The 17,867-nt window shown below is 54.8% G+C and carries 20 protein-coding genes; 12 read left to right on the forward strand and 8 right to left on the reverse strand.

The window, feature by feature from the left end:
- Positions 1–844 precede the first annotated feature (844 nt).
- Together ABE504_RS19885 and ABE504_RS19890 are read right to left on the reverse strand one after the other, a co-directional pair.
- Positions 845–1,246, reverse strand: a complete 402-nt coding sequence (locus tag ABE504_RS19885) for a hypothetical protein (protein WP_430091872.1) — start codon at positions 1,244–1,246, stop codon at positions 845–847.
- A 191-nt stretch (positions 1,247–1,437) separates the two neighbouring features.
- Complete coding sequence (locus ABE504_RS19890) at positions 1,438–2,268, reverse strand: inositol monophosphatase family protein (RefSeq protein ID WP_430091874.1); 831 nt, start codon at positions 2,266–2,268, stop codon at positions 1,438–1,440.
- 166 nt (positions 2,269–2,434) lie between these two features.
- On the opposite strand from ABE504_RS19890, the gene ABE504_RS19895 reads away from it, so the two are divergent.
- The gene (locus ABE504_RS19895; RefSeq protein WP_430091876.1) at positions 2,435–3,394 is read left to right on the forward strand and encodes an aldolase catalytic domain-containing protein; all 960 of its coding nucleotides are present in this window, start codon (positions 2,435–2,437) and stop codon (positions 3,392–3,394) included.
- A 94-nt stretch (positions 3,395–3,488) separates the two neighbouring features.
- On the opposite strand, the gene ABE504_RS19900 is transcribed toward ABE504_RS19895, so the two are convergent.
- Entirely contained in the window at positions 3,489–3,827 is a 339-nt protein-coding gene (locus ABE504_RS19900; protein WP_430091878.1) for a hypothetical protein, read from the reverse strand.
- A 183-nt stretch (positions 3,828–4,010) separates the two neighbouring features.
- Here ABE504_RS19900 and ABE504_RS19905 point away from each other — a divergent pair, with 183 nt between their 5' ends.
- The 3 genes from ABE504_RS19905 (at position 4,011) to ABE504_RS19915 (ending at position 6,908) form a co-directional block, all read left to right on the forward strand.
- The gene (locus ABE504_RS19905) at positions 4,011–4,748 is read left to right on the forward strand and encodes a response regulator transcription factor (protein WP_430091880.1); all 738 of its coding nucleotides are present in this window, start codon (positions 4,011–4,013) and stop codon (positions 4,746–4,748) included.
- Complete coding sequence (locus tag ABE504_RS19910) at positions 4,745–6,109, forward strand: sensor histidine kinase (RefSeq protein ID WP_430091882.1); 1,365 nt, start codon at positions 4,745–4,747, stop codon at positions 6,107–6,109. Before ABE504_RS19905 ends, ABE504_RS19910 begins: the two co-directional genes overlap by 4 nt.
- A 241-nt stretch (positions 6,110–6,350) precedes the next feature.
- On the forward strand, positions 6,351–6,908 hold the full coding sequence (locus ABE504_RS19915) for a C40 family peptidase (protein ID WP_430091884.1): 558 nt from the start codon (positions 6,351–6,353) through the stop codon (positions 6,906–6,908).
- Positions 6,909–6,967: 59 nt separating this feature from the next.
- Here ABE504_RS19915 and ABE504_RS19920 read toward each other — a convergent pair whose 3' ends face one another.
- On the reverse strand, positions 6,968–7,426 hold the full coding sequence (locus ABE504_RS19920) for an Hsp20/alpha crystallin family protein (protein WP_430091886.1): 459 nt from the start codon (positions 7,424–7,426) through the stop codon (positions 6,968–6,970).
- A gap of 131 nt (positions 7,427–7,557) precedes the next feature.
- Between ABE504_RS19920 and ABE504_RS19925 the strand changes: the two genes are divergently transcribed.
- The 5 genes from ABE504_RS19925 to ABE504_RS19945 are packed head-to-tail and all read left to right on the forward strand — an operon-like array spanning position 7,558 to position 9,569.
- Complete coding sequence (locus ABE504_RS19925; RefSeq protein WP_126143059.1) at positions 7,558–7,782, forward strand: spore germination protein; 225 nt, start codon at positions 7,558–7,560, stop codon at positions 7,780–7,782.
- Positions 7,783–7,817: 35 nt separating this feature from the next.
- A complete protein-coding gene (locus ABE504_RS19930; protein ID WP_430091888.1) occupies positions 7,818–8,027 on the forward strand; it encodes a spore germination protein GerPB in 210 nt (69 codons plus the stop codon).
- Between the two features lie 58 nt (positions 8,028–8,085).
- The gene (gene gerPC / locus ABE504_RS19935) at positions 8,086–8,904 is read left to right on the forward strand and encodes a spore germination protein GerPC (protein WP_430091890.1); all 819 of its coding nucleotides are present in this window, start codon (positions 8,086–8,088) and stop codon (positions 8,902–8,904) included.
- Between the two features lie 6 nt (positions 8,905–8,910).
- The gene (locus tag ABE504_RS19940; protein ID WP_430091891.1) at positions 8,911–9,093 is read left to right on the forward strand and encodes a spore gernimation protein GerPD; all 183 of its coding nucleotides are present in this window, start codon (positions 8,911–8,913) and stop codon (positions 9,091–9,093) included.
- Positions 9,094–9,098: 5 nt separating this feature from the next.
- Entirely contained in the window at positions 9,099–9,569 is a 471-nt protein-coding gene (locus ABE504_RS19945) for a spore germination protein GerPE (RefSeq protein WP_430091893.1), read from the forward strand.
- 666 nt (positions 9,570–10,235) lie between these two features.
- Here ABE504_RS19945 and ABE504_RS19950 read toward each other — a convergent pair.
- Together ABE504_RS19950 and ABE504_RS19955 are read right to left on the reverse strand one after the other, a co-directional pair.
- Positions 10,236–11,873 carry an S-layer homology domain-containing protein gene (locus ABE504_RS19950; RefSeq protein ID WP_430091895.1) on the reverse strand — a complete coding sequence of 546 codons (1,638 nt, stop codon included), beginning with the start codon at positions 11,871–11,873 and terminating at the stop codon, positions 10,236–10,238.
- A gap of 162 nt (positions 11,874–12,035) precedes the next feature.
- Positions 12,036–12,959: a diguanylate cyclase domain-containing protein gene (locus ABE504_RS19955; protein WP_430091897.1), complete on the reverse strand. Its 924-nt coding sequence runs from the start codon at positions 12,957–12,959 to the stop codon at positions 12,036–12,038.
- Between the two features lie 323 nt (positions 12,960–13,282).
- On the opposite strand from ABE504_RS19955, the gene ABE504_RS19960 reads away from it, so the two are divergent.
- Positions 13,283–13,984, forward strand: coding sequence for a response regulator (locus ABE504_RS19960; RefSeq protein ID WP_430091899.1), 702 nt, complete (start codon positions 13,283–13,285; stop codon positions 13,982–13,984).
- Here ABE504_RS19960 and ABE504_RS19965 read toward each other — a convergent pair.
- A complete protein-coding gene (locus ABE504_RS19965) occupies positions 13,981–14,715 on the reverse strand; it encodes a DUF554 domain-containing protein (protein WP_430091901.1) in 735 nt (244 codons plus the stop codon). The two genes, ABE504_RS19960 and ABE504_RS19965, sit on opposite strands and share 4 nt — an antisense overlap.
- A 212-nt stretch (positions 14,716–14,927) precedes the next feature.
- Between ABE504_RS19965 and ABE504_RS19970 the strand changes: the two genes are divergently transcribed.
- On the forward strand, positions 14,928–15,161 hold the full coding sequence (locus ABE504_RS19970; RefSeq protein ID WP_430091903.1) for a hypothetical protein: 234 nt from the start codon (positions 14,928–14,930) through the stop codon (positions 15,159–15,161).
- Positions 15,162–15,709: 548 nt separating this feature from the next.
- A complete protein-coding gene (locus ABE504_RS19975) occupies positions 15,710–16,351 on the forward strand; it encodes a thiamine diphosphokinase (RefSeq protein ID WP_430091905.1) in 642 nt (213 codons plus the stop codon).
- A gap of 37 nt (positions 16,352–16,388) precedes the next feature.
- Here the strand turns inward: ABE504_RS19975 and ABE504_RS19980 are convergent, their stop codons facing one another.
- Positions 16,389–17,864, reverse strand: coding sequence for a sulfatase (locus ABE504_RS19980; protein ID WP_430091907.1), 1,476 nt, complete (start codon positions 17,862–17,864; stop codon positions 16,389–16,391).
- Positions 17,865–17,867: the final 3 nt, after the last annotated feature.

Below are 17,867 nucleotides of genomic sequence, written 5' to 3' on the forward strand. Positions count from 1 at the left end.
CCCTCGATGAACTGGAGGAATTCCAGCTCATCCTTGGTTAGGCTGCGCTGAGCTGAATAAGCTCTCACGGAGTGCATATTCAGCCGCGAAACCCTGGATTTCGGCCAATAGGCACTCGACAAGTGCTTATTCCCTCCAAATCGGCCCGTTACGCCGAGTAATGGGTTCAATAAGCACTCGCGGGATGCTTATTGAACCGCGAAACGCCGGCTTCCGTTCGTTAAGCACTCGACAAGTGCTTATTTCTATTTCACCAACCTCAAGCCATATTTGCAGCAACCAGGTTCGTTTTGAATTCGTTTGCTTACGACTGCATGCCAGCTTCCCATGTTTGGTCGTACTTCCGGATTCCCTCTCCGTCCCCTCAATCCATACACTTCGCTAGACCAATAGGATAACGGATGTATCTCATTGGGAAGTTTAAAGCGATTTGGTAAGGAAATAAGTTAGGTGAGCGAACTTATTTGCTGCAAATGAGCCGGAAACACGATGAAACCCGCAAATAAGATAAGACCGTTATCTTATTTGCGGAAATCAAGGGCAATCCGTGAAAATAGGTTATTGAAAGTAACCTATTTCGAAGAGCCGCCGGCTTTCACATGAGAAAACCGACATCTCACTCTCAGCCTGCTGCCTTAACCTGACAAGCGCGGCGAACAAACGCCGCCACTCCAGGTCTGGAGTGGCAGCGGCCTCGGACGGGCCCGCTTGGCCCACCCCCAACACAAACAAGCTGCCCGCCACCAAAGGGGCGAGCAGCTTCTCGCATCAGCGCGCAGCCGCTGAAGTGACCGCGGCTCGACCGAGGCGTCTGCGCCACCCAGCTTCCCGGCCGCGCGAGGCCTCAAATGCGAATGCCCGCGGAGAAATGGTTGTAATCATCCGCGGAAGGATCGAACGCCGCCTCGTCGTCGCTCGGCACCGCGTCCGCCGCGGCGGCGTAGCTGTCGGACCAATCCTCATTCACGGTATGCGCCGGAATACGGATGGAGCCCTCCAGGTCGTACGCCATGGCGTACGCGGCCTGCTCCGACTGGGCCTGCTTCTCGACCATGCGGCCGCCGTGCGCCTGCGCGATCTCGATCGCGGAGGTAATCTCCTGCGCATCGAGATGGATGTGCAGCGTCGGCCGCGGCTCGCTCTCCAGCAGCTCCGGCTTGTAGCCGAGCTCTTCCAGCGTATCCAGCGCCAGCAGCGCATCGCGCTTCTGCCCAAATTCAAAAAAGATAGGAACGAAGTCCTTCATCACCCAGCCTCCTTTCTTCCTTCAAATGGAAAGTCTGCTCTTAGCGTGCACCACTTGCTCCCACTCTATTCCTCTTCTTTCCCGAATTCCGGTGGGGGCGGTGAGTCGGTTCTCGGACGAAATTCGACCGCCGTCATATGCCTGCAAAGCTGCGCCAGGATTCGCACACCCAGCACAGCAATTCTATCCGCCTATTCCGCCAGCCCCGCCTGCACCATCCGCAGCAGCTCATCATGATATGCCGGCACCGCGGCGACGACGAATTGCGCACCCGCCGGCTTGCCCTCGTTCCCGCCGTTCAACAGGCTCAGCGGCACACCCGCGAAGTCCGTCACCTTCACGCCCGCTTCCTGCGCCAGCAGCAGTCCAGCGTAGAGATCCTCGCCCTCGGAATCGTACACCACGATGCCGTAAAGATCGCCGAGAGCGAGCATCGCCCAAGCGATGGAGGGCGCCCAGAGGCGCAGCACTCTTTTCGTCGCAAACTCCAGATGATGACGAAGCTGCAGCGCCCGCAGGTTGTCCTTTTTCACCACATGGCCCTGAATCCATGAAATCGACGACTTCGCAAGCGCTCCCTGCGGATGCGGCACAAGCTTCACATCCTCCTGCCACGCGCCTCCCCCATGCACCGCCGAATAGGTCACGCCCAAATGCGAATCGTACACCACGCCCAGAATAATCTGACCTTGATAACTTAGCGAAATACAGACGCCGTATAGAGGCAGTCCAATCGCATAATTGTTTGTACCGTCCAAGGGATCGACATGCCAGACCCACTCGCTGGCCGCGCCCCCTTCCCCTGCTTCTTCACTATAAATGCGGTGCGTAGGAAATACGCTCATAATCTCATCGACGATCAGCCGATCCGCGAGCACATCCACCTCCGTCACCAAGTCTCCCCGCTCGTCCTTCATCTGGGTGCCAAGTTGACTTCCAAAACGGCTCCGCGCCAGTTCCCCGGCTTTCTTGGCCGCTCGTTCCGCCACTTCTCTCGCTAATGTCCACGTGCTCCGCTCCATTTGCTTCATCCCCTTATCTGGACTTGTCATGTATTGTACATAGTTTACCATGAATTGCCTGAAAAGTTGCGAGGATGCGACTTCATTACATTGACAATCGGCCTTTCAATCTGTGATAATATAGCAAAATCAGACGACAAAAGCTGTCGAAAGGAGCAAGACGAGTATGGTAAAGCATCACCAGCATAAAATTTTGGATTGTACGATTCGCGATGGCGGTTTGGTCAACGATTGGGATTTCAGTGTTGAATTTGTTCAAGATATGTATCGCGGGTTAAGCGCAGCTGGCGTTGAATATATGGAAATCGGGTACAAAAACTCCGAGAAACTGCTCAAAGGCGGCGCTGCCGGTCCTTGGCGTTTCCTGAACGAGTCCTTCCTGCGTGATGTGATTACCAAAAAGACCGACACCAAGCTTTCCGCGCTTGTGGATATCGGCCGCGTGGATGAGAACGATATTTTGCCGCGCGAAGACAGCTTGCTGGATCTGATTCGTGTTGCTTGCTATATCAAAGATGTGGACAAGGGCCTCGAGCTCGTTGAGAAATTCAACAGCATGGGCTACGAAACGTCCCTGAACATCATGGCGCTTTCTCATGTCATGGAGAATGAGCTGACGGAAGCTTTTGAAGAAATTAATAAAAGCCCTGTCGATGTCGTGTACATCGTAGACTCGTACGGCAGCATGACGATGAAAGACATTGACTACCTGGTTACGAAGTTCCAACGCCTGCTGCCTGAGAAGGAGCTTGGCCTTCATATGCACAACAACATGCAGCTCGCCTTCGCGAACACGATCACAGGCGCTGCCAAAGGCGTGACATTCCTCGATTCCTCCGTGTACGGCATGGGCCGCGCGGCAGGCAACTGCACGACGGAGCTGCTGCTGAGCCACCTGAAAGGCGCTCGCTACGACATCCGTCCGGTGTTGGAAATTATCGAGAAGCACATGATTACGATGCGCGACAAATGGGACTGGGGCTACCTCGTTCCGTACATGATCGTTGGTGCATTGGACGAGCATCCGCGTACGGCGATGGCGCTTTTGAATTCCGCAGAGCGCAACAACTTCGTCGACTTCTATGACCGCCTGACTTCCGTCGAAACGGCTTCCGGCGTAAAATAACACAGCAAGAACCCCTCACATTCGGCCTATGGAGCTTCCTCCAGGCGGATGTGCAGGGGTTCTTTTTCGGTAGATGGCGTGTCCACGCCTTCACCTACACCTTCATTATTTTCGCACCCACCACATAATTCTCCGCATATGCACGGTCAATCAGAAAAACAAAATCGTCATCCCGCCGTGCCACACTCTTCTTGCGATACACTTCAATAAATTCGTTGTCGGCCAGATTCGTGCATGCCTCATCCGTGTAGATCAGGCCGTCCTCCAGCCGTTTGAGCGCCTCCACCATGACTTCCCGTTTCTTGAGCTTACCGTAAATCTCGATATAGACGACCGTGCTGGCATCATAGCTTCTCAGCATGATTGCGACTTTATTCAGCTTCGTCTTCACAGGTTCCAGTTGCTGCTCCTCTTTCTCCTCCGATATACTCATCGCCTTCGCTCCTTTGTGGGTCATAGGTCTTTGCTTATAGCTTATGTGGAAAACGTCCATGCGGACTAGGCTGATGGCGCCGTCCCGGGGCGGGGATGTATGGTTATCGGCGGGGTTGAGAGACTAAGCAATAGAAGCAGCCAGAGGCTAATCAGGCACAAAACGTAGTGAGGTGAACGGCGCATGAGCCGAGTACTGCTGATTGAGGATGAAGAGCGCATCGCCCGGGTGCTGCAGCTGGAGCTGGAGCATGAGGGCTATGACGTGCATGTGCGCACTGACGGAAGGTCGGGGCTTGAGGCGGCGCTAAATGAGGGCGAATGGGGCATCGTGCTGCTCGATGTGATGCTGCCTGAGATGAACGGTCTGGAGGTGCTGCGAAAAATAAGGCAAGTGGACGCGGCGCTGCCGATTATTTTGCTGACGGCGCGCGATGCGATCCCCGACCGCGTCAGCGGGTTGGATCAAGGCGCGAACGACTACGTGACGAAGCCGTTTGCCACGGAGGAACTGCTGGCACGGATCCGCAGTCTTTTAAGAACGAAGAGCCTGCAAGAGCAGCCTCCCGAGCAGCCGCATGTGCTCAAGGTCGACGACCTCACGATGGATCTCAAAAGCCGCGCCGTCACCCGGGAAGGCACAGCCATCGAGCTGACGCCGACGGAGTTCGAGCTGCTCCGTTTTCTCATTCAGCACCAGGATGAGGTCATGTCGCGGGAGCAGATCATTTCCGAGGTGTGGGGCTATGATTTCATCGGAGACACCAATGTCGTGGACGTGTATATCCGCTATCTCAGGCAGAAGGTGGACAAGCCTTTTGCCGTTAAGCTGATCCAGACGATCCGCGGCATCGGCTACTTGCTCAAATCAGGCGACGCCGTGGCAGACGACAAAACGGAGCCTGATGAGGAGGCGCCATGAGCCTCAAGCTGAAACTGACCCTGTGGGTGAACGTTGGCTTGATGGTTGTGCTTTTTGTCAGCTTCACCTTCGTCTACTACATGTTCCTGCGCGTCTCCACCAATGGCGAGATTGAACTGTTAAAGGAAAAAGCACGCACGCTGCTGCTGAACGATCTGCCTCACCATCCGGAGTTTTGGAAAACCGGCACGCAGATGGACGAAATGCTCATTCCGCAGGAGATGCTGCGCTACATTTTGCCTGATTCGTCTGTGGAGCATCAGATTTATTCGGACAGCAATCTAGTCCGCTATCCAGCCGTCTACCGCGCCGAGGCGTCCAATTCGCTGATCAAAGACGATAACGGTATCCTGGTTTTTGTAAGAACCCCTGTCTACAAAGACGGCAAACAAGTCGCGCTGCTCGAAATCGGACGCAGTCTACGCAAACTCGGCGATTATGCGGATATGCTCATTTCGATTCTTATTTTGACGGCGGTCGGGGCGCTAGGGGTGACGCTGTTTGGGGCTTATTTTTATACCAATGTCCTCTTCCGCCCCCTTCAGCAGTTCATCAAGACGATGCAAAATATCGAGGAAAGCGGCTCATTTCGCCATATCCCCTTGCCCGCCAACCATGCGAACGATGAACTCACCAAGCTGGGCACGACGTTTAACCGGATGATCGACCGGCTGCAGGAGATGTTCCGCAAGCAGGAACAGTTCCTCGCCGACGCTTCCCACGAGCTGAGAACGCCGCTCACGATTATCGAAAGCTATGCCAGCCTGCTGCGCAGATGGGCTTTGCAGAACGATCAGCTGCGCGAGGAGGCGCTTGGCGCCATCATATCGGAGGCGGGACAGTTGAAGCTGCTGACGCAAAACCTGCTCTCGCTCACCGGCTCCGCCCGCAACGACTGCGATCAGAAAATCGCTTTCGATCTGCTGCCGATTCTGGAGCAAACCGCGGCTTCGCTGCGTGTCACGTCCTCGCGCGACATTCACGTGCAGGCGCATGCCGAGAACACCAAGCTGATCATAACGGCCGACCCTTATCAGATTAAGCAGCTGCTTGTTATCCTCATAGACAATGCGCTCAAGTACAGCCAAGCTCCTGTCGAAATCCGATATGAGGAGGCGGAGCAAAGCGTTAAGATTGAGGTCATTGATCATGGCATCGGCATTGCTGAAGAGGAGCTTCCTCACGTCTTCGATCGCTTCTATCGCACCGATAAAGCCCGCAATCGCAAGCAAGGAGGCGCAGGTCTGGGCCTCGCCATTGCCAAGCATATCGTGGATAAACACCATGGCGACATCCAGCTCCGAAGCACGCTCGGCCTAGGCACGACGGCCAGTGTAACGCTTTCAAAGTCGTGTCAATAAAAACATTATCAGAAGATTCTCAGCGTTTTCTCAGAATCGGACCTCCTCCTTAGGGTAGCGCTTCTTGGGGCGTGTCGTGGTAAATAATAGGCCATTTTTCATCTGCTATACTGGGTACAGGTGAACGAGACACACACCAACAAGGGAGCTCAACGAATGAGCCTACCTGCAAGCACACAAGCGTCGTACGCACGCTTTCCTTATATAAGGCTTGCAATACAACTCTAAGGAGGCAACCCAGATGAACAAGACAAACAACCTTACAACGACTTGGTACAAAAAATTAGTCGTGACCGCAATCGCGGCTACGATCGGATTATCCGCCGCTTCTTTCGTGCCTGGACAAGCCAGCGCCGCGACAGCTGATGGTGCGCAAGTGAACGCGACAGCGCTTACTGCGTCCGCTACATCCGCATCGTCCCGTGCGAGTCAGGTGATTTCCATCGGTAAACGCTATCTTGGCACACCTTACAAATTCGGTGCGAAAGCTGGGCAAACGCGTAACTTTGACTGCTCTTCTTTTACCCAATATGTCTATAAAAAAATCGGCATCAACCTGCCGCGCACCTCGCAGCAGCAAGCTCGCGTCGGTACGTATGTATCCCGCAGCAACCTGCGTGCAGGCGATCTGGTCTTCTTCTCCATCCCGGGCAAACCGCACGTCATTCACCACGTAGCGATCTACATGGGCAATAACAAATTGCTGCAGACGTACGGCGCCGGCGGCGTTCGCATTACGGACATCCACAGCGGCACCTGGTCTTCCCGTTATATGACGGCTCGCCGTGTGATTCATTAATCGGCTTTTAGAAACAGCCACCCCCTCGGACCTTCTCGGTCTTGAGGGGGTGTTGTGCGTTAATACCGGATGTATGCCTCATGATACAGCTCCTTGAGTCCCCGCTTGCGCAGCTTGATCTCGAGCAGCCGCTGCCTGTAACGGACACGGGCCGTTCGCGGCAGCACCAGCGTAGAAAGCTTGATGATGCGACTTTTATTGCCATTCGCAAATCCCGTTATTTTGATATGCGTCGACTTGACGAACACTTGAAGATTTCTGGGGTCCTCGTCTTTCGGTATTTTCACCTTGATGATGACGTGCTCATGCGTTTCGAACACTTCATTCTGGATCGCTGCCGTGGAAAGCGTCGCTTCCAGGCCCGGCATCGCTTTTTTCAGCACGTCCTGTACATATCCTTCCGCCAGCATCATATTATCTAGAAAGGTCTGCCCTTTTTCGGCAAACGGCAGCTTCTGCCCGAGGAACTTTTCAACTTGTTCCCACTTCAGCCACGGATGCCGATTGAATCCGCTCATGCTCATCACCTCATTATGCTACCAGTATATGTGCCTACCCGGGCAAGTGACACCCTGCCAAAAAACAGCCGCACCTCTAGGCGAATGCCTCATATACTGTACATGAGAGATTCGCTAGGGAGGGCCTAACTATGCCAGCTATCGTCGGAAACGTCAAAATCATCAGCGTAGGCTCCAGCTCTGTCGTCCATTTTGGCGATTCTTTTATCATCGCGCCAGTGAGCACCTCCAAAACTTTTGCCGGCGCAGGTTCCTTCAATACTGGGGATTTCCCGCGCGTTTATAATGCGTACAGCACGACCGTCACGAACGATTCCGACCTGATTGAGGCGAACGCGAGCGGCAACATTCTGTAACCCTCGCATGCCGGCTGGAAACGAGGTGTCCCCTTATGCACTGCACGATCCACCAGACGATTATGATCCAGCAGTTAAAAGTGAATTCCGTCGCCAACTCATCCGTCCTGCAGATCGGCACAGCGGGCTCCATCCGATCTCTGTCCAATTTGTATAATACCGGTGGCTTTGTAGAGCCTGCCCCCGAGCTGGGGACCACGGAGGTCAATCCCGTGACACTGGTTCCGCTGCCGCCACCAACGTAAGCTTAGGAAGCAAAAACGAGAAGGCCAGCACCGCTTCGAAAGGAGGTGCGATTTCCACATGACGACGCCGATCTCTTGGCAGCAATGGGCCCAGCACCTGTGCGCCTACGTCGAATTGCAAAAACAGCGCATTGATCAATTGGAGCAAACGGTGAGCAGGCTTGATCAGACCGTTCAAACGCTGACGCAAACCGTAAGCAGCCTAAAACAGACCGTCGACAAGCAGCAGGAAGACTTGAAAGCACTGAAGGAAGAGAAGCGATTCCATATCGATAAAATCGAGTACAATTTCGACCAGCTCAAGGTCGAGAAGCTGGATGGCACGCTCACCATCGGCATTTCGCCGGGCACGCTGGATCAGATCGACGATTTTGCCGTGAACGGTTCCAATCCGATGAACGCCGGGATGGATCAGAACCCGTTCTACCAGGCAGGCCAATATCAAGGGAACTCGGAGACCGGAAATCTGGGGCCGACGGTTATTCCAGGCGGCATGCCTGACATTCGCGGTGAGAGTGGCGCTGGCGGTGCGGCGGGGACGCAGGCTAAAGCTCAGGCTAAGGCTCAGGCTCAGGGCATCCGGAACGACGTGGCGATGGGCGTGGATCAGTATTTGAAATACGGCGTTCAGGCCGATATGGATAATCTCGAAGCCAAGTACCAGTTTCCCATTGACGAAGACTACCGCGAACTCATTATCGGCGACATCCGCAAGCAGCTCGACATGCGCATCCAGCACTACATTAACCAGTACCGCGGCGTAGGCTTTAACGAGCCGATAGAGGCGGTAACGAGCAGCATTGTGGAAAAAACGCGACAGGACATCTTCACCGCGATTGAAACGTACATATCGAGTCTACCGAAGAAAGAGGGGTAATTTATCATGTTAACACTTAACGTGGTCAACAAAGAGCTTTGCGTCGGGGATATTCGCATCGTCGGGGTATCCAGTGCCTCGATTTTCCTAATCGGCGACACCGAAGTCGTCTCCCTCTCCTCTATGTTCGATACGCCGCCGGAATCCGTCATCATTGCGCCGTTCGTGCCGCTGCCAACCGAGGATTAAGCCAGATGGCGCGCCTATCCATCGTTACTAATTTGTATATGAGCACCGTCAGCTCTTCCAGCACCGTGCATATCGGGGATAACGTCAATACGACACTAAGCAATACCGTATTTGCCGTGCAGCGCGAAGTACCGTATTTTCATGAAAATGAAGGCAGCTTTGCCGCTTATCCGTTCTTCCAACGGCCTTTTCCCATCCCGCAGCCGCCCGAACCTGTCGCCATGTGTGTGGATAACTGGGGAAGCTGCATCCGCGTTCGCAACATGCGGGTCATTGGCCTTGCAGCCTCCTCCGTGCTCCAAATCGGCTCCAACCGGCTCAGCACCTCCGAATCCCGGATCAAAAACACCCGGCAATTCGTCATCGACAAACCCGGCCCGCAAGACCAGCAAACCTTCGTCCAAGTCGGCCAGCCCGACCTCATCGGGCCAAACCCGCTGGCGATGGTGCATGTGAAGCAGAAGAGCGAGAAGTGAGCGGCGCGCGTGGGAGGGCGGCGTGGGGCAACTTGGGAGCGGCAGATGACGCGGCCTGCTTGGCTCGCGCTGTGAAATAAGCGGGGTAAAACCCTTCTATTTCTGACTTTTGGGCCGGTTTGAGCACAATAGAAGTGGCTAACCCCTCTTATTTTCTGACCACCCCCCCCATTTTGGGGCCAAGCAGAACAGTTAAGAGGGGTTACCACCTTAATTTAGAAATTTCTTGGCCTGCACACAAAATAAAGAGGAGTTGCATACGCTTACATTTCCTCTGAAGGCTCCTCTCACCGCCGCAGCTGCTTCTCTCACCAGAAACTAGCTGTTTTTCTTCACATGCCTGCCACTATTCCGCCGAACTAATCGCTTCTCCACACCTGCCACTCTCTTAACAAACTAGCTACTCTTCACTACTTGCCACTTTCCGCAAAACCAGCTACTCTTCACTAACTCGCACCCTTCTGACAAACTAGCTACTTCTCACCCCCGGCTCTCTCTCATCAAACTAGCTAATTTCCATCATGCGGCTCCCTCCCAGACCAGCTGTTTCTCGCTATCTACACATTTGGCTGCCCCGACAGATGCCTCAGTCGGCGCACGCCACTGCGGCGCAACACCAAAAGGCCCTCCCCGAAGGAAGGGCCTCACAGTCACACCCGCGCCGCCTCACTTCGCGGCGGCGAACAACGCCTGCGCGCGGCTCAGCAGCGCGGCCATCTCGGCGCGCGTCAGCGGCGCGCCCGGGCGGAACGTGCCGTCGGCGAAGCCGTCGACAAGCCCCTTGCTGCTCATCGCAGCAATGGCCTCGGTCGACCAGCTTCCAGCCGGCACGTCCTTGAACTTGCTCGCCGCGGCGATGCCCGGCGAGCTCAGCTTCAGCGCGCGAGTGAGCAGCATGCTCATCTCCTCGCGCGTGATGGTTTGATCGGGCGCGAAAACGTTATCGCTGATGCCCTGCATCAGCCCGTGCTGCTTCGCGATCCCGATCGCCTGTGACGCCCAGTGCGTCACAGAAACGTCCAGGAAGGCGGCGCTGCTCGCCTTCTCCTTGTCGAGGCCGAGCGCGCGCACGATGATCGTCGCGGCCTCGGCCCGGGTCAGCTTCGCCTCCGGCGCGAAGCGGTTCGTCGCCACGCCGAGCATCCAGCCCAAGTTGGCGGCGGCGAGGACCTCTTTTTGCGCCCAGTGGGTCTGCATATCCGTAAAATAAAACCCATCCGCCCACAGGTTAAAATAATTCCACGTGTCCGGCAACTCCTGATTGAGGCTCCAGCTGCCCGTGCCTTTGAGCTTATACTTGCTGACGAGCTGCAGCTTCGCCTTGAGCGACTGCTCGTTCTCGTACCATACGGTATAGCTTCCCGCAGGCAATCGCTTGCCATTCAAGGTCGTCGGCGTGTCCGTGTCCTTGATCGTAAACGTCGCCACCGGCGACTGACTCGCCGTATCGTAGCGCACCGTGCCGCTGTATCGGCTGACCAGGGTAGGCACCGTTTTGGCAGGAATGCCGGCTCCGTTATCTGTTGCGTTCCCGTTCCAATAGCGGCCGTAAAACGGCACACCGAGCACAATTTTACTCGCCGGCGCCTGCGAAACCGCGTATTGAATCGATTTTTCCACAAATGACATACTAGCCACAGGCCCCGGCGTCGGATCGCCCGGATAGCTCTCGTCATAGGTCATGACCATCAAATAGTCGGAGACCGCGGCAAGTGCCTTGTAATCGAATACGCCGACCCAGCCTTTGGTCGAACCCGTCGGATTCGCCGCCACAGCCACCGAGACTTCCTTCGAGCTCGGGAGCCGTTCGCGCAGCTTTTTCACCAGGGCCGTGAATTTATCGCGGTATGCGCTGTCTACATTTTCAATGTCGAACTGAACGCCGTCCAAATTATACGTGCTCACAGCGGCAGCTAGCTGGTTCACAAGTGTATCGCTGTTTTCTAACGCTTTGGCACCAATCGCGGGATCAAATTCATTGCTCAAAAAAGGAACGACCCGCTTCCCCTCCTGATGCATCGCCGTAATAAACGACGTTTGCAGGCTATCGTCAATTTTCAAACTGCCGTCCGCATTCAGCACCAAATAGCTCGGCGACACCACATCCAGCGTCTCCCCGCTGCGATCCACCTGCGTCGTATACGTACTCGGACCGCCCGCAAATAAGTAGGACATATTAAAAACCCCGGACGCCTCGCCCGTTTCCGCCCTTACCTCGTGCCGATTCACATTCGCCCCGCTCCACATGAGACCGGCTGCGGCCAGGACAACGATAAGTTTTCTTAGCTGATGTTTGATAGGCAATTATCGCTCTCCCCTTCACGCATTTTCCTACCTTCTATCATCCTAGAAATCTAGCAAATGGGCTACGAGTAAATATTGGTCGTTCCCGACACACACATCAAAAAACCGTTCCTGAACGTGAACGCTTGTCCACTTCATAACGGTTCTGCCGAAACTTCCTAATTACGGTACTGGATGGTAAAATCGATAATGATTCCTACCCTTCCCTTTGACTTGATATAAGGCAATATCGACTTCTTTCATCATTTGCGACGCTTCCATCAGATCGGCTCTGAACATCGTAATGCCCATGCTGACTGTAGCGTGAAACTGATAGCCGAGCACATCCCAAATCTGATCCACGCTTTGAATAATGCGCTGTGCGACGCCCTTCACATTCTCATCGCAATCTACCGCGGGCAGCAAAATCATAAACTCATCGCCGCCAATCCGAGCGAACATGTCCTCTTCCCGAAGGCATCCTTGAATGCGCCGGACAAAAGCTTGCAAGAAAGCATCTCCCACATCGTGGCCCATCGTGTCGTTAATGATTTTGAAATCGTCAATGTCTACGATCATCAAGGCAAAAGGCCGCAGCGTCCGCTTCGCCTGAAGCAAAGACTGCTGCAAATGCTCTTTGAACAGCCGTCGGTTCGGCAGGCCTGTAAGCGGGTCGTGGTACGCCATGGCGACAAGGCGGCTCTCTTGGTTTTTGCGCTGTGTAATGTCCGTAAGACCCACGCAGATCTGCACCAGATCGCCCTCGCTATCGCATATCGGAATCGCCAGGCACTCAAACCAGATCACGTTGTCCACCAAGGACCGCGCCCGAAATTCGATTTTGCTGCTGACCTGCGTCTGCAGGGTATGAATGAACAGCTTCTGCACATCGACACGGTACTCCGAATCAATGAATCTAGCAATTTGCTGGAACTCTTCCGGTATAAATCCGACCCAATCGAGAAACCGATCGGAGGCATATGTTAAGTTGGCATGTATATCGAATTGACAATAGAGGTCCCAAGACCGCTCAATGATCTGGCGTGCGAATGAATCTTCCTGTATCCAGGCATGGCCCTGTAACTTCGAATCAGCCTTCTGACTCATGACTTTCGTCGCCCCCTCTTATGTTACAACATAGAGTCAGTGGTAGCTTAGCACGTCAACATAAAAATATGATAAAGCTTCTCTTAAATTTATATCAAGCTTTGTCGAAACATGGCGGTTATTCACCATTTAAGAGGTAAGTTGTTAGTTTTCGTAAGACTTTAGCACCTATTGTCAGGTAAAGAGGTGAAGGATGGCCACATTTTGTCAATAAAAGGATAGAAATTAGCAGGACAATCGTTCTATAATATAGGTAATACATAGAAGACCGGGGCACCGCTCTTTACTTAAGGTAACTGTTCTTTACTGAGGAGGATTTCTGCATGGCGGGAGAAACGATTTTAATTGTGGATGACGAGCAAGAAATTGTCCAATTAATTCAACTTTACCTTGCGCGCGAAGGTTATAATGTAGTCAATTGCAATAATGGACCCGACGTTTTTGATATGGTCACGGAGCATAAGCCCGACTTGATCATTTTGGATATTTTACTGCCTGGCCTGGATGGCATCGAGGTATGCCGCCAGCTTCGCAAAACGTGCAACACGCCAATTCTGTTCATCTCTTGCAAAAGCGAAGATATTGATATTATTCTCGGCCTCAGTATGGGAGGCGACGATTACATGACCAAGCCTTTCTCGCCAAGCCAACTGGTGGCCAGGGTCAAGGCGCATCTGCGTCGCAACTCCATTCGGGAGCAGCATCAGGACGATCCGCAAATTGTCAAGTTCCCAGGACTTGAGATCGACCTTGTCAGTCATATCGTACGTGTGAACGGGCGAACCATCTCGCTGTCCGCGAAGGAATTCGACCTGCTTTCCCTGATGGCCAAAACACCGAACCGCGTGTATAAAATCGAGCATCTGTTCGAGCTCATCTGGAGCCTCGACAGCATGGGGGACCCGCGGACGCTGATCGTACATATTAGCAACTTGCGTAAAAAAATCGAGCTCAACCCGGCTGAGCCCCGCTACATCATTACCGTGCGAGGCGTCGGGTATAAATTTAACGGTTCCGCCGTTTAGGGATGGAGCCAGGACTGTACCGCATGGAGAAACGGCTCGGCTGCCGCGGCGATGAGAATGGCCGGCAGCATGTTGGCGACATTGATTTTTAGAATTTGGAGTAAGTTAATTCCTACACCAATGACCAGCAAGCCGCCGACCGCTGTCGTTTGGATAATCATCGCATCCAGCGTGGGCTGGCTGAACGCCATCGCGATGAACGTCGCGAGCAGCGCAATCGTGCCCTGCATGAGGAACACCGAGGCTGCGGAGAACACCACGCCGATCCCCAGCGTCGAGGCGAAGATGATCGATAGGAAGCCGTCCAACAGCGCTTTTGTATATAAAATATCGTGATTATGCCGCAGCCCGCCGTCCAGCGGACCCAGAACGGCCATCGCGCCGATGCAGTAGACAAGCGTGCAGGTAACGAAGCCTTCCGAGACCGAAGTTGCGGCCCGGCCACCGCCGGATGCGCTCGTCAGCTTGTCCTGCAGCCAGTCGCCCAGCTGTGCCAGCCGGTACTCAATGCGCAGCAGCTCGCCAATGATGCCGCCGAGCACAAGGCTCACAATCACGATGAGAATTTGCGTCGTTTTGAGCGCCATTGTAATGCCCAACACCGTTATCGCGAGGCCCAGGCCTTGCATGACGGTGTTTTTGATTGATGTGGAGATGCGGGGCAGCATCATCCCGAGCAATCCGCCGATGATGATCGCCAAGCTATTGACGATCGTTCCCCATAATGCCATATTCGTTCCTCTTTTCCCGAGTGCGTCTGTATAATGCCTTCATCATTCTACCGCATTCTTCTCCTAATGTCGTCATAGGATAATGCTCGTATTTCGCTCATAATTCCAGTCCCCTGTTAACTATCACGGTTTGTTCATTAGCCTTAGTTCCCTCATAATTTCGACCTGGGATGGGGATGGTATGAAGAAGGAACAGGAAAGGAGGACCTGGCATGTCAAATAACAAAGAGATGGACCCGATGACCGGCGAAACCGTTGAAACTGACGGCATCTACGCCAACGAAAACGGCCAAGAGGCCGTCCTGAAGCGAGGCGATGAGTTTCCCGCCGATCTGATTTTGGGAGAGACGACGTGGAAGCTGCAAGGCTTCGCCGACGATGCCGTCGTCGATCACGACCAATCAGAGCTTAATCCGATGCGCAAGCGTGTCGATGCGCGAACATAAGAACTGACGCATTTGCGTCAGTTGGCGCCGCCCCCGTCCTTTCGGGGGCGGCTTTGTTGGCGTTGGGCGTGGCCAGGGCGGGAGCAGCATGCGGAGGTAGGTGCGGAGGGACACGACGCAGGCTGAAATGGAATTTCTCCAGCTCATGTTGGACGAAAAGAGCAAATCTTGTCACTGAACTGGAATTTCTCCTGTCTATTTGACGCTAATCCAACAATAGAAGTGTTTTTCGGCAAATGAGCTGGAGGTTTTCCAGTTCATCGCGGAGAGGCGAGTTCGACGAGATGCCGGAGGGGGCCCTTCCATATTAGCTAACTTACCCCCTTCGTCCCCCACCGTCCCACAAAACTAGCTACTTTTACAATCACCACACCCGCTCACTCCGATCGTCCAAGCGCCGCCCCTTCTCTCCTCCCACAAAGACTAGCTACTCCTCCAACCCTCTCTCTTGCATATCATGATGCTCCAGCAACAGCACCTTCCCCCTTTCTCCCACCTGCCCGGACTGTGTTATACTAAAAAGATGATAACCACTTGGGGGACCATCCATGAACGATCAACGCATCATTATAGTGACCGGAGGAACGCTCGGCGATTGGACGCTGGAGATCATCACGCCAGATGATCTGTTGGTCGGCTCGGATCGCGGCGCGCTTTTTCTCATCCAGCACGGCTTTCAGCCGGATATTGCGATGGGCGACTTCGATTCCGTTACGGAGGACGAGCTTGCGCTGATTCGTGTGAAAAGCAAGGCATTCATCGACGTTGACCCAATCAATAAGGATTGGACTGACACGGAAATGGCGTTCAATTGGGCGCTGGAGCGGAAGCCTCGCGAGATTCTGCTGCTCGGCGCGCTCGGCACCCGGTTCGACCACTCGCTGGCGAACGTCCATCTCCTGCGTAAAGGGCTCGCGCACGGCGCGGACTGCACCATTATCGACGCGAATAATCAGATTCGCGTCATCAACGCCAACACGCGCGTAACACGCGGCAATTATACGCACCTCTCCCTGCTGCCGCTGAGCCTCGAAGTGACGGGCATCACGCTGCACGGCTTCCAGTACCCGCTGCACGAGGCCACGCTCGAGATCGGCATGTCCCTCGGCATCAGCAACGTGCTGCTGGCGCCCGAAGGCCTGATCGAGCTGCGCAGCGGCCTGCTGCTCGTGGTGCAGAGCAGGGACTAGCCGCGCCTGCCACGCCAACATAAAAACACTCGCCCCCTCAAGGGACGAGTGTTTTTGCAATGCCCAGCCGCGCGTACTGCTCCGGCGGCGCCTCATGCGCTTGCATGAGCTGCGCCATGTGCTGCAGCAGTCGCGCTTCCGCAGCCGGGTCCTGCAGCGGCTGCTCCTGCTTCGGATCCGTTGCGAGGTCAAACAACAGCGTGCCGTATTGATTCGGCTTCAGGTACGTGCGGCCGCGGATTTTCATCACGGGCGCGCCTTTGGTGAAGCCGAAAGGCCCGGCCAGCTCCATCCCGTGGAACTCCGCTGGATCGAACAGCCTGTGCATATGGGCCGGCATCAGCGTGTACTCGTACAGCGGCCCATTGTCTTCGCCGGACGGCGCGCGCATGTACACGTAGCGCCCGTCCGTGCAGTTGACGTGCCCGCCGTAGATGCCGAACAGCGCAGCTTCTCGGACCGCTGTATCACTAGCCACAGCAGCGGCTAAATCCCGCCCCTGCATCGCAGACGGCACCGCTACGCCGAAGTACGCGAGCAGCGTCGGCGCGAAATCGACCGTCTGCACGAGCGCTTCACGCCGCCCGACCGCCTGCGAGCGTGGATCCCAAATGAACAGCGGAATGTTCGCGATTTCGCTGTACAGCGGTTGAATGTTTTTGCCCCACCATTCGTGCTCGCCTAGCAGGAAGCCGTGATCGGTGTTTACGATCAGCAGCGTATCCTTCCATAAGTCGTAGCGGTCAAACGCATCGAGCACCTGCCCGAGATACGCATCGCACATGGAGACGAGCGCCGCATACTCGTAGATGAGATGCTGCACTTCCTCCGGCTGCTGCTTCACTTTAGCGTAGTCCGGCCAGTCAAAATGCTTCCCCGTATACGTATGGGGGTATAACGCCTTATACTTCGGCAGCGTAAAAAACGGCTCATGTGGATCGAACGCCTCGATCTGGAGGAACCACCGATCCTCGTTCCAGTTGCGCTCGATAAACTCGAGCCCGCGCCTTACTGTGACCGCGAGCGGCTGCTTCTCCTCCGTATCGAGATACGAGCGGTTTACCCAATCCTGCCGCCACAAATCCCCTAGCTTCGGCCCGCTCAGCGTCTCCGGAATATTCGGGTCCTTCACATTCCCCTTCCACGGATCGCCTTCCTGCCCCCGGGCAAACTCCCACGAGTTATACCGCGTATGGTACGCTGCGCCGCCATCTTCAAAATAATGATTGTGATCCGTCGTCAGATGGGCGTACACCCCATTTTTGCGCAACTCATCCACAAACGAGTCGTCGAACGGCTCTAGTGGCCCCCAGCTGCGATGCAGGAAATTGTACCTGCCGGTATGCAGGTCCCGCCGCGCCGGCATGCAGGGCAGACTGCCCGCATAGCAGCGGTCAAACACGGCGGTGCGCTCCGCCAAGCGCTCAAAATTCGGCGCATGCACCCAATCGCAGCCATAGGGCGGCAGCATGTGCCGGTTCAGCGAATCGAACATCAGCATGACAGCTTTCATAAG

The sequence above is a fragment of the Paenibacillus oryzisoli genome (assembly GCF_050467285.1).
Lineage (GTDB): Bacteria > Bacillota > Bacilli > Paenibacillales > NBRC-103111 > Paenibacillus_E > Paenibacillus_E oryzisoli_A.

Bases quoted from the DNA above. Each gene is read 5' to 3' on its own strand.
- ABE504_RS19885 (WP_430091872.1), bottom strand. From the start codon at position 1,246: ATGAAGGACTTCGTTCCTATCTTTTTTGAATTTGGGCAGAAGCGCGAT.
- ABE504_RS19890 (WP_430091874.1), bottom strand. From the start codon at position 2,268: ATGGAGCGGAGCACGTGGACATTAGCGAGAGAAGTGGCGGAACGAGCG.
- ABE504_RS19895 (WP_430091876.1), top strand. From the start codon at position 2,435: ATGGTAAAGCATCACCAGCATAAAATTTTGGATTGTACGATTCGCGAT.
- ABE504_RS19900 (WP_430091878.1), bottom strand. From the start codon at position 3,827: ATGAGTATATCGGAGGAGAAAGAGGAGCAGCAACTGGAACCTGTGAAG.
- ABE504_RS19905 (WP_430091880.1), top strand. From the start codon at position 4,011: ATGAGCCGAGTACTGCTGATTGAGGATGAAGAGCGCATCGCCCGGGTG.
- ABE504_RS19910 (WP_430091882.1), top strand. From the start codon at position 4,745: ATGAGCCTCAAGCTGAAACTGACCCTGTGGGTGAACGTTGGCTTGATG.
- ABE504_RS19915 (WP_430091884.1), top strand. From the start codon at position 6,351: ATGAACAAGACAAACAACCTTACAACGACTTGGTACAAAAAATTAGTC.
- ABE504_RS19920 (WP_430091886.1), bottom strand. From the start codon at position 7,426: ATGAGCGGATTCAATCGGCATCCGTGGCTGAAGTGGGAACAAGTTGAA.
- ABE504_RS19925 (WP_126143059.1), top strand. From the start codon at position 7,558: ATGCCAGCTATCGTCGGAAACGTCAAAATCATCAGCGTAGGCTCCAGC.
- ABE504_RS19930 (WP_430091888.1), top strand. From the start codon at position 7,818: ATGCACTGCACGATCCACCAGACGATTATGATCCAGCAGTTAAAAGTG.
- gerPC (WP_430091890.1), top strand. From the start codon at position 8,086: ATGACGACGCCGATCTCTTGGCAGCAATGGGCCCAGCACCTGTGCGCC.
- ABE504_RS19940 (WP_430091891.1), top strand. From the start codon at position 8,911: ATGTTAACACTTAACGTGGTCAACAAAGAGCTTTGCGTCGGGGATATT.
- ABE504_RS19945 (WP_430091893.1), top strand. From the start codon at position 9,099: ATGGCGCGCCTATCCATCGTTACTAATTTGTATATGAGCACCGTCAGC.
- ABE504_RS19955 (WP_430091897.1), bottom strand. From the start codon at position 12,959: ATGAGTCAGAAGGCTGATTCGAAGTTACAGGGCCATGCCTGGATACAG.
- ABE504_RS19960 (WP_430091899.1), top strand. From the start codon at position 13,283: ATGGCGGGAGAAACGATTTTAATTGTGGATGACGAGCAAGAAATTGTC.
- ABE504_RS19965 (WP_430091901.1), bottom strand. From the start codon at position 14,715: ATGGCATTATGGGGAACGATCGTCAATAGCTTGGCGATCATCATCGGC.
- ABE504_RS19970 (WP_430091903.1), top strand. From the start codon at position 14,928: ATGTCAAATAACAAAGAGATGGACCCGATGACCGGCGAAACCGTTGAA.
- ABE504_RS19975 (WP_430091905.1), top strand. From the start codon at position 15,710: ATGAACGATCAACGCATCATTATAGTGACCGGAGGAACGCTCGGCGAT.
- ABE504_RS19980 (WP_430091907.1), bottom strand. From the start codon at position 17,864: ATGAAAGCTGTCATGCTGATGTTCGATTCGCTGAACCGGCACATGCTG.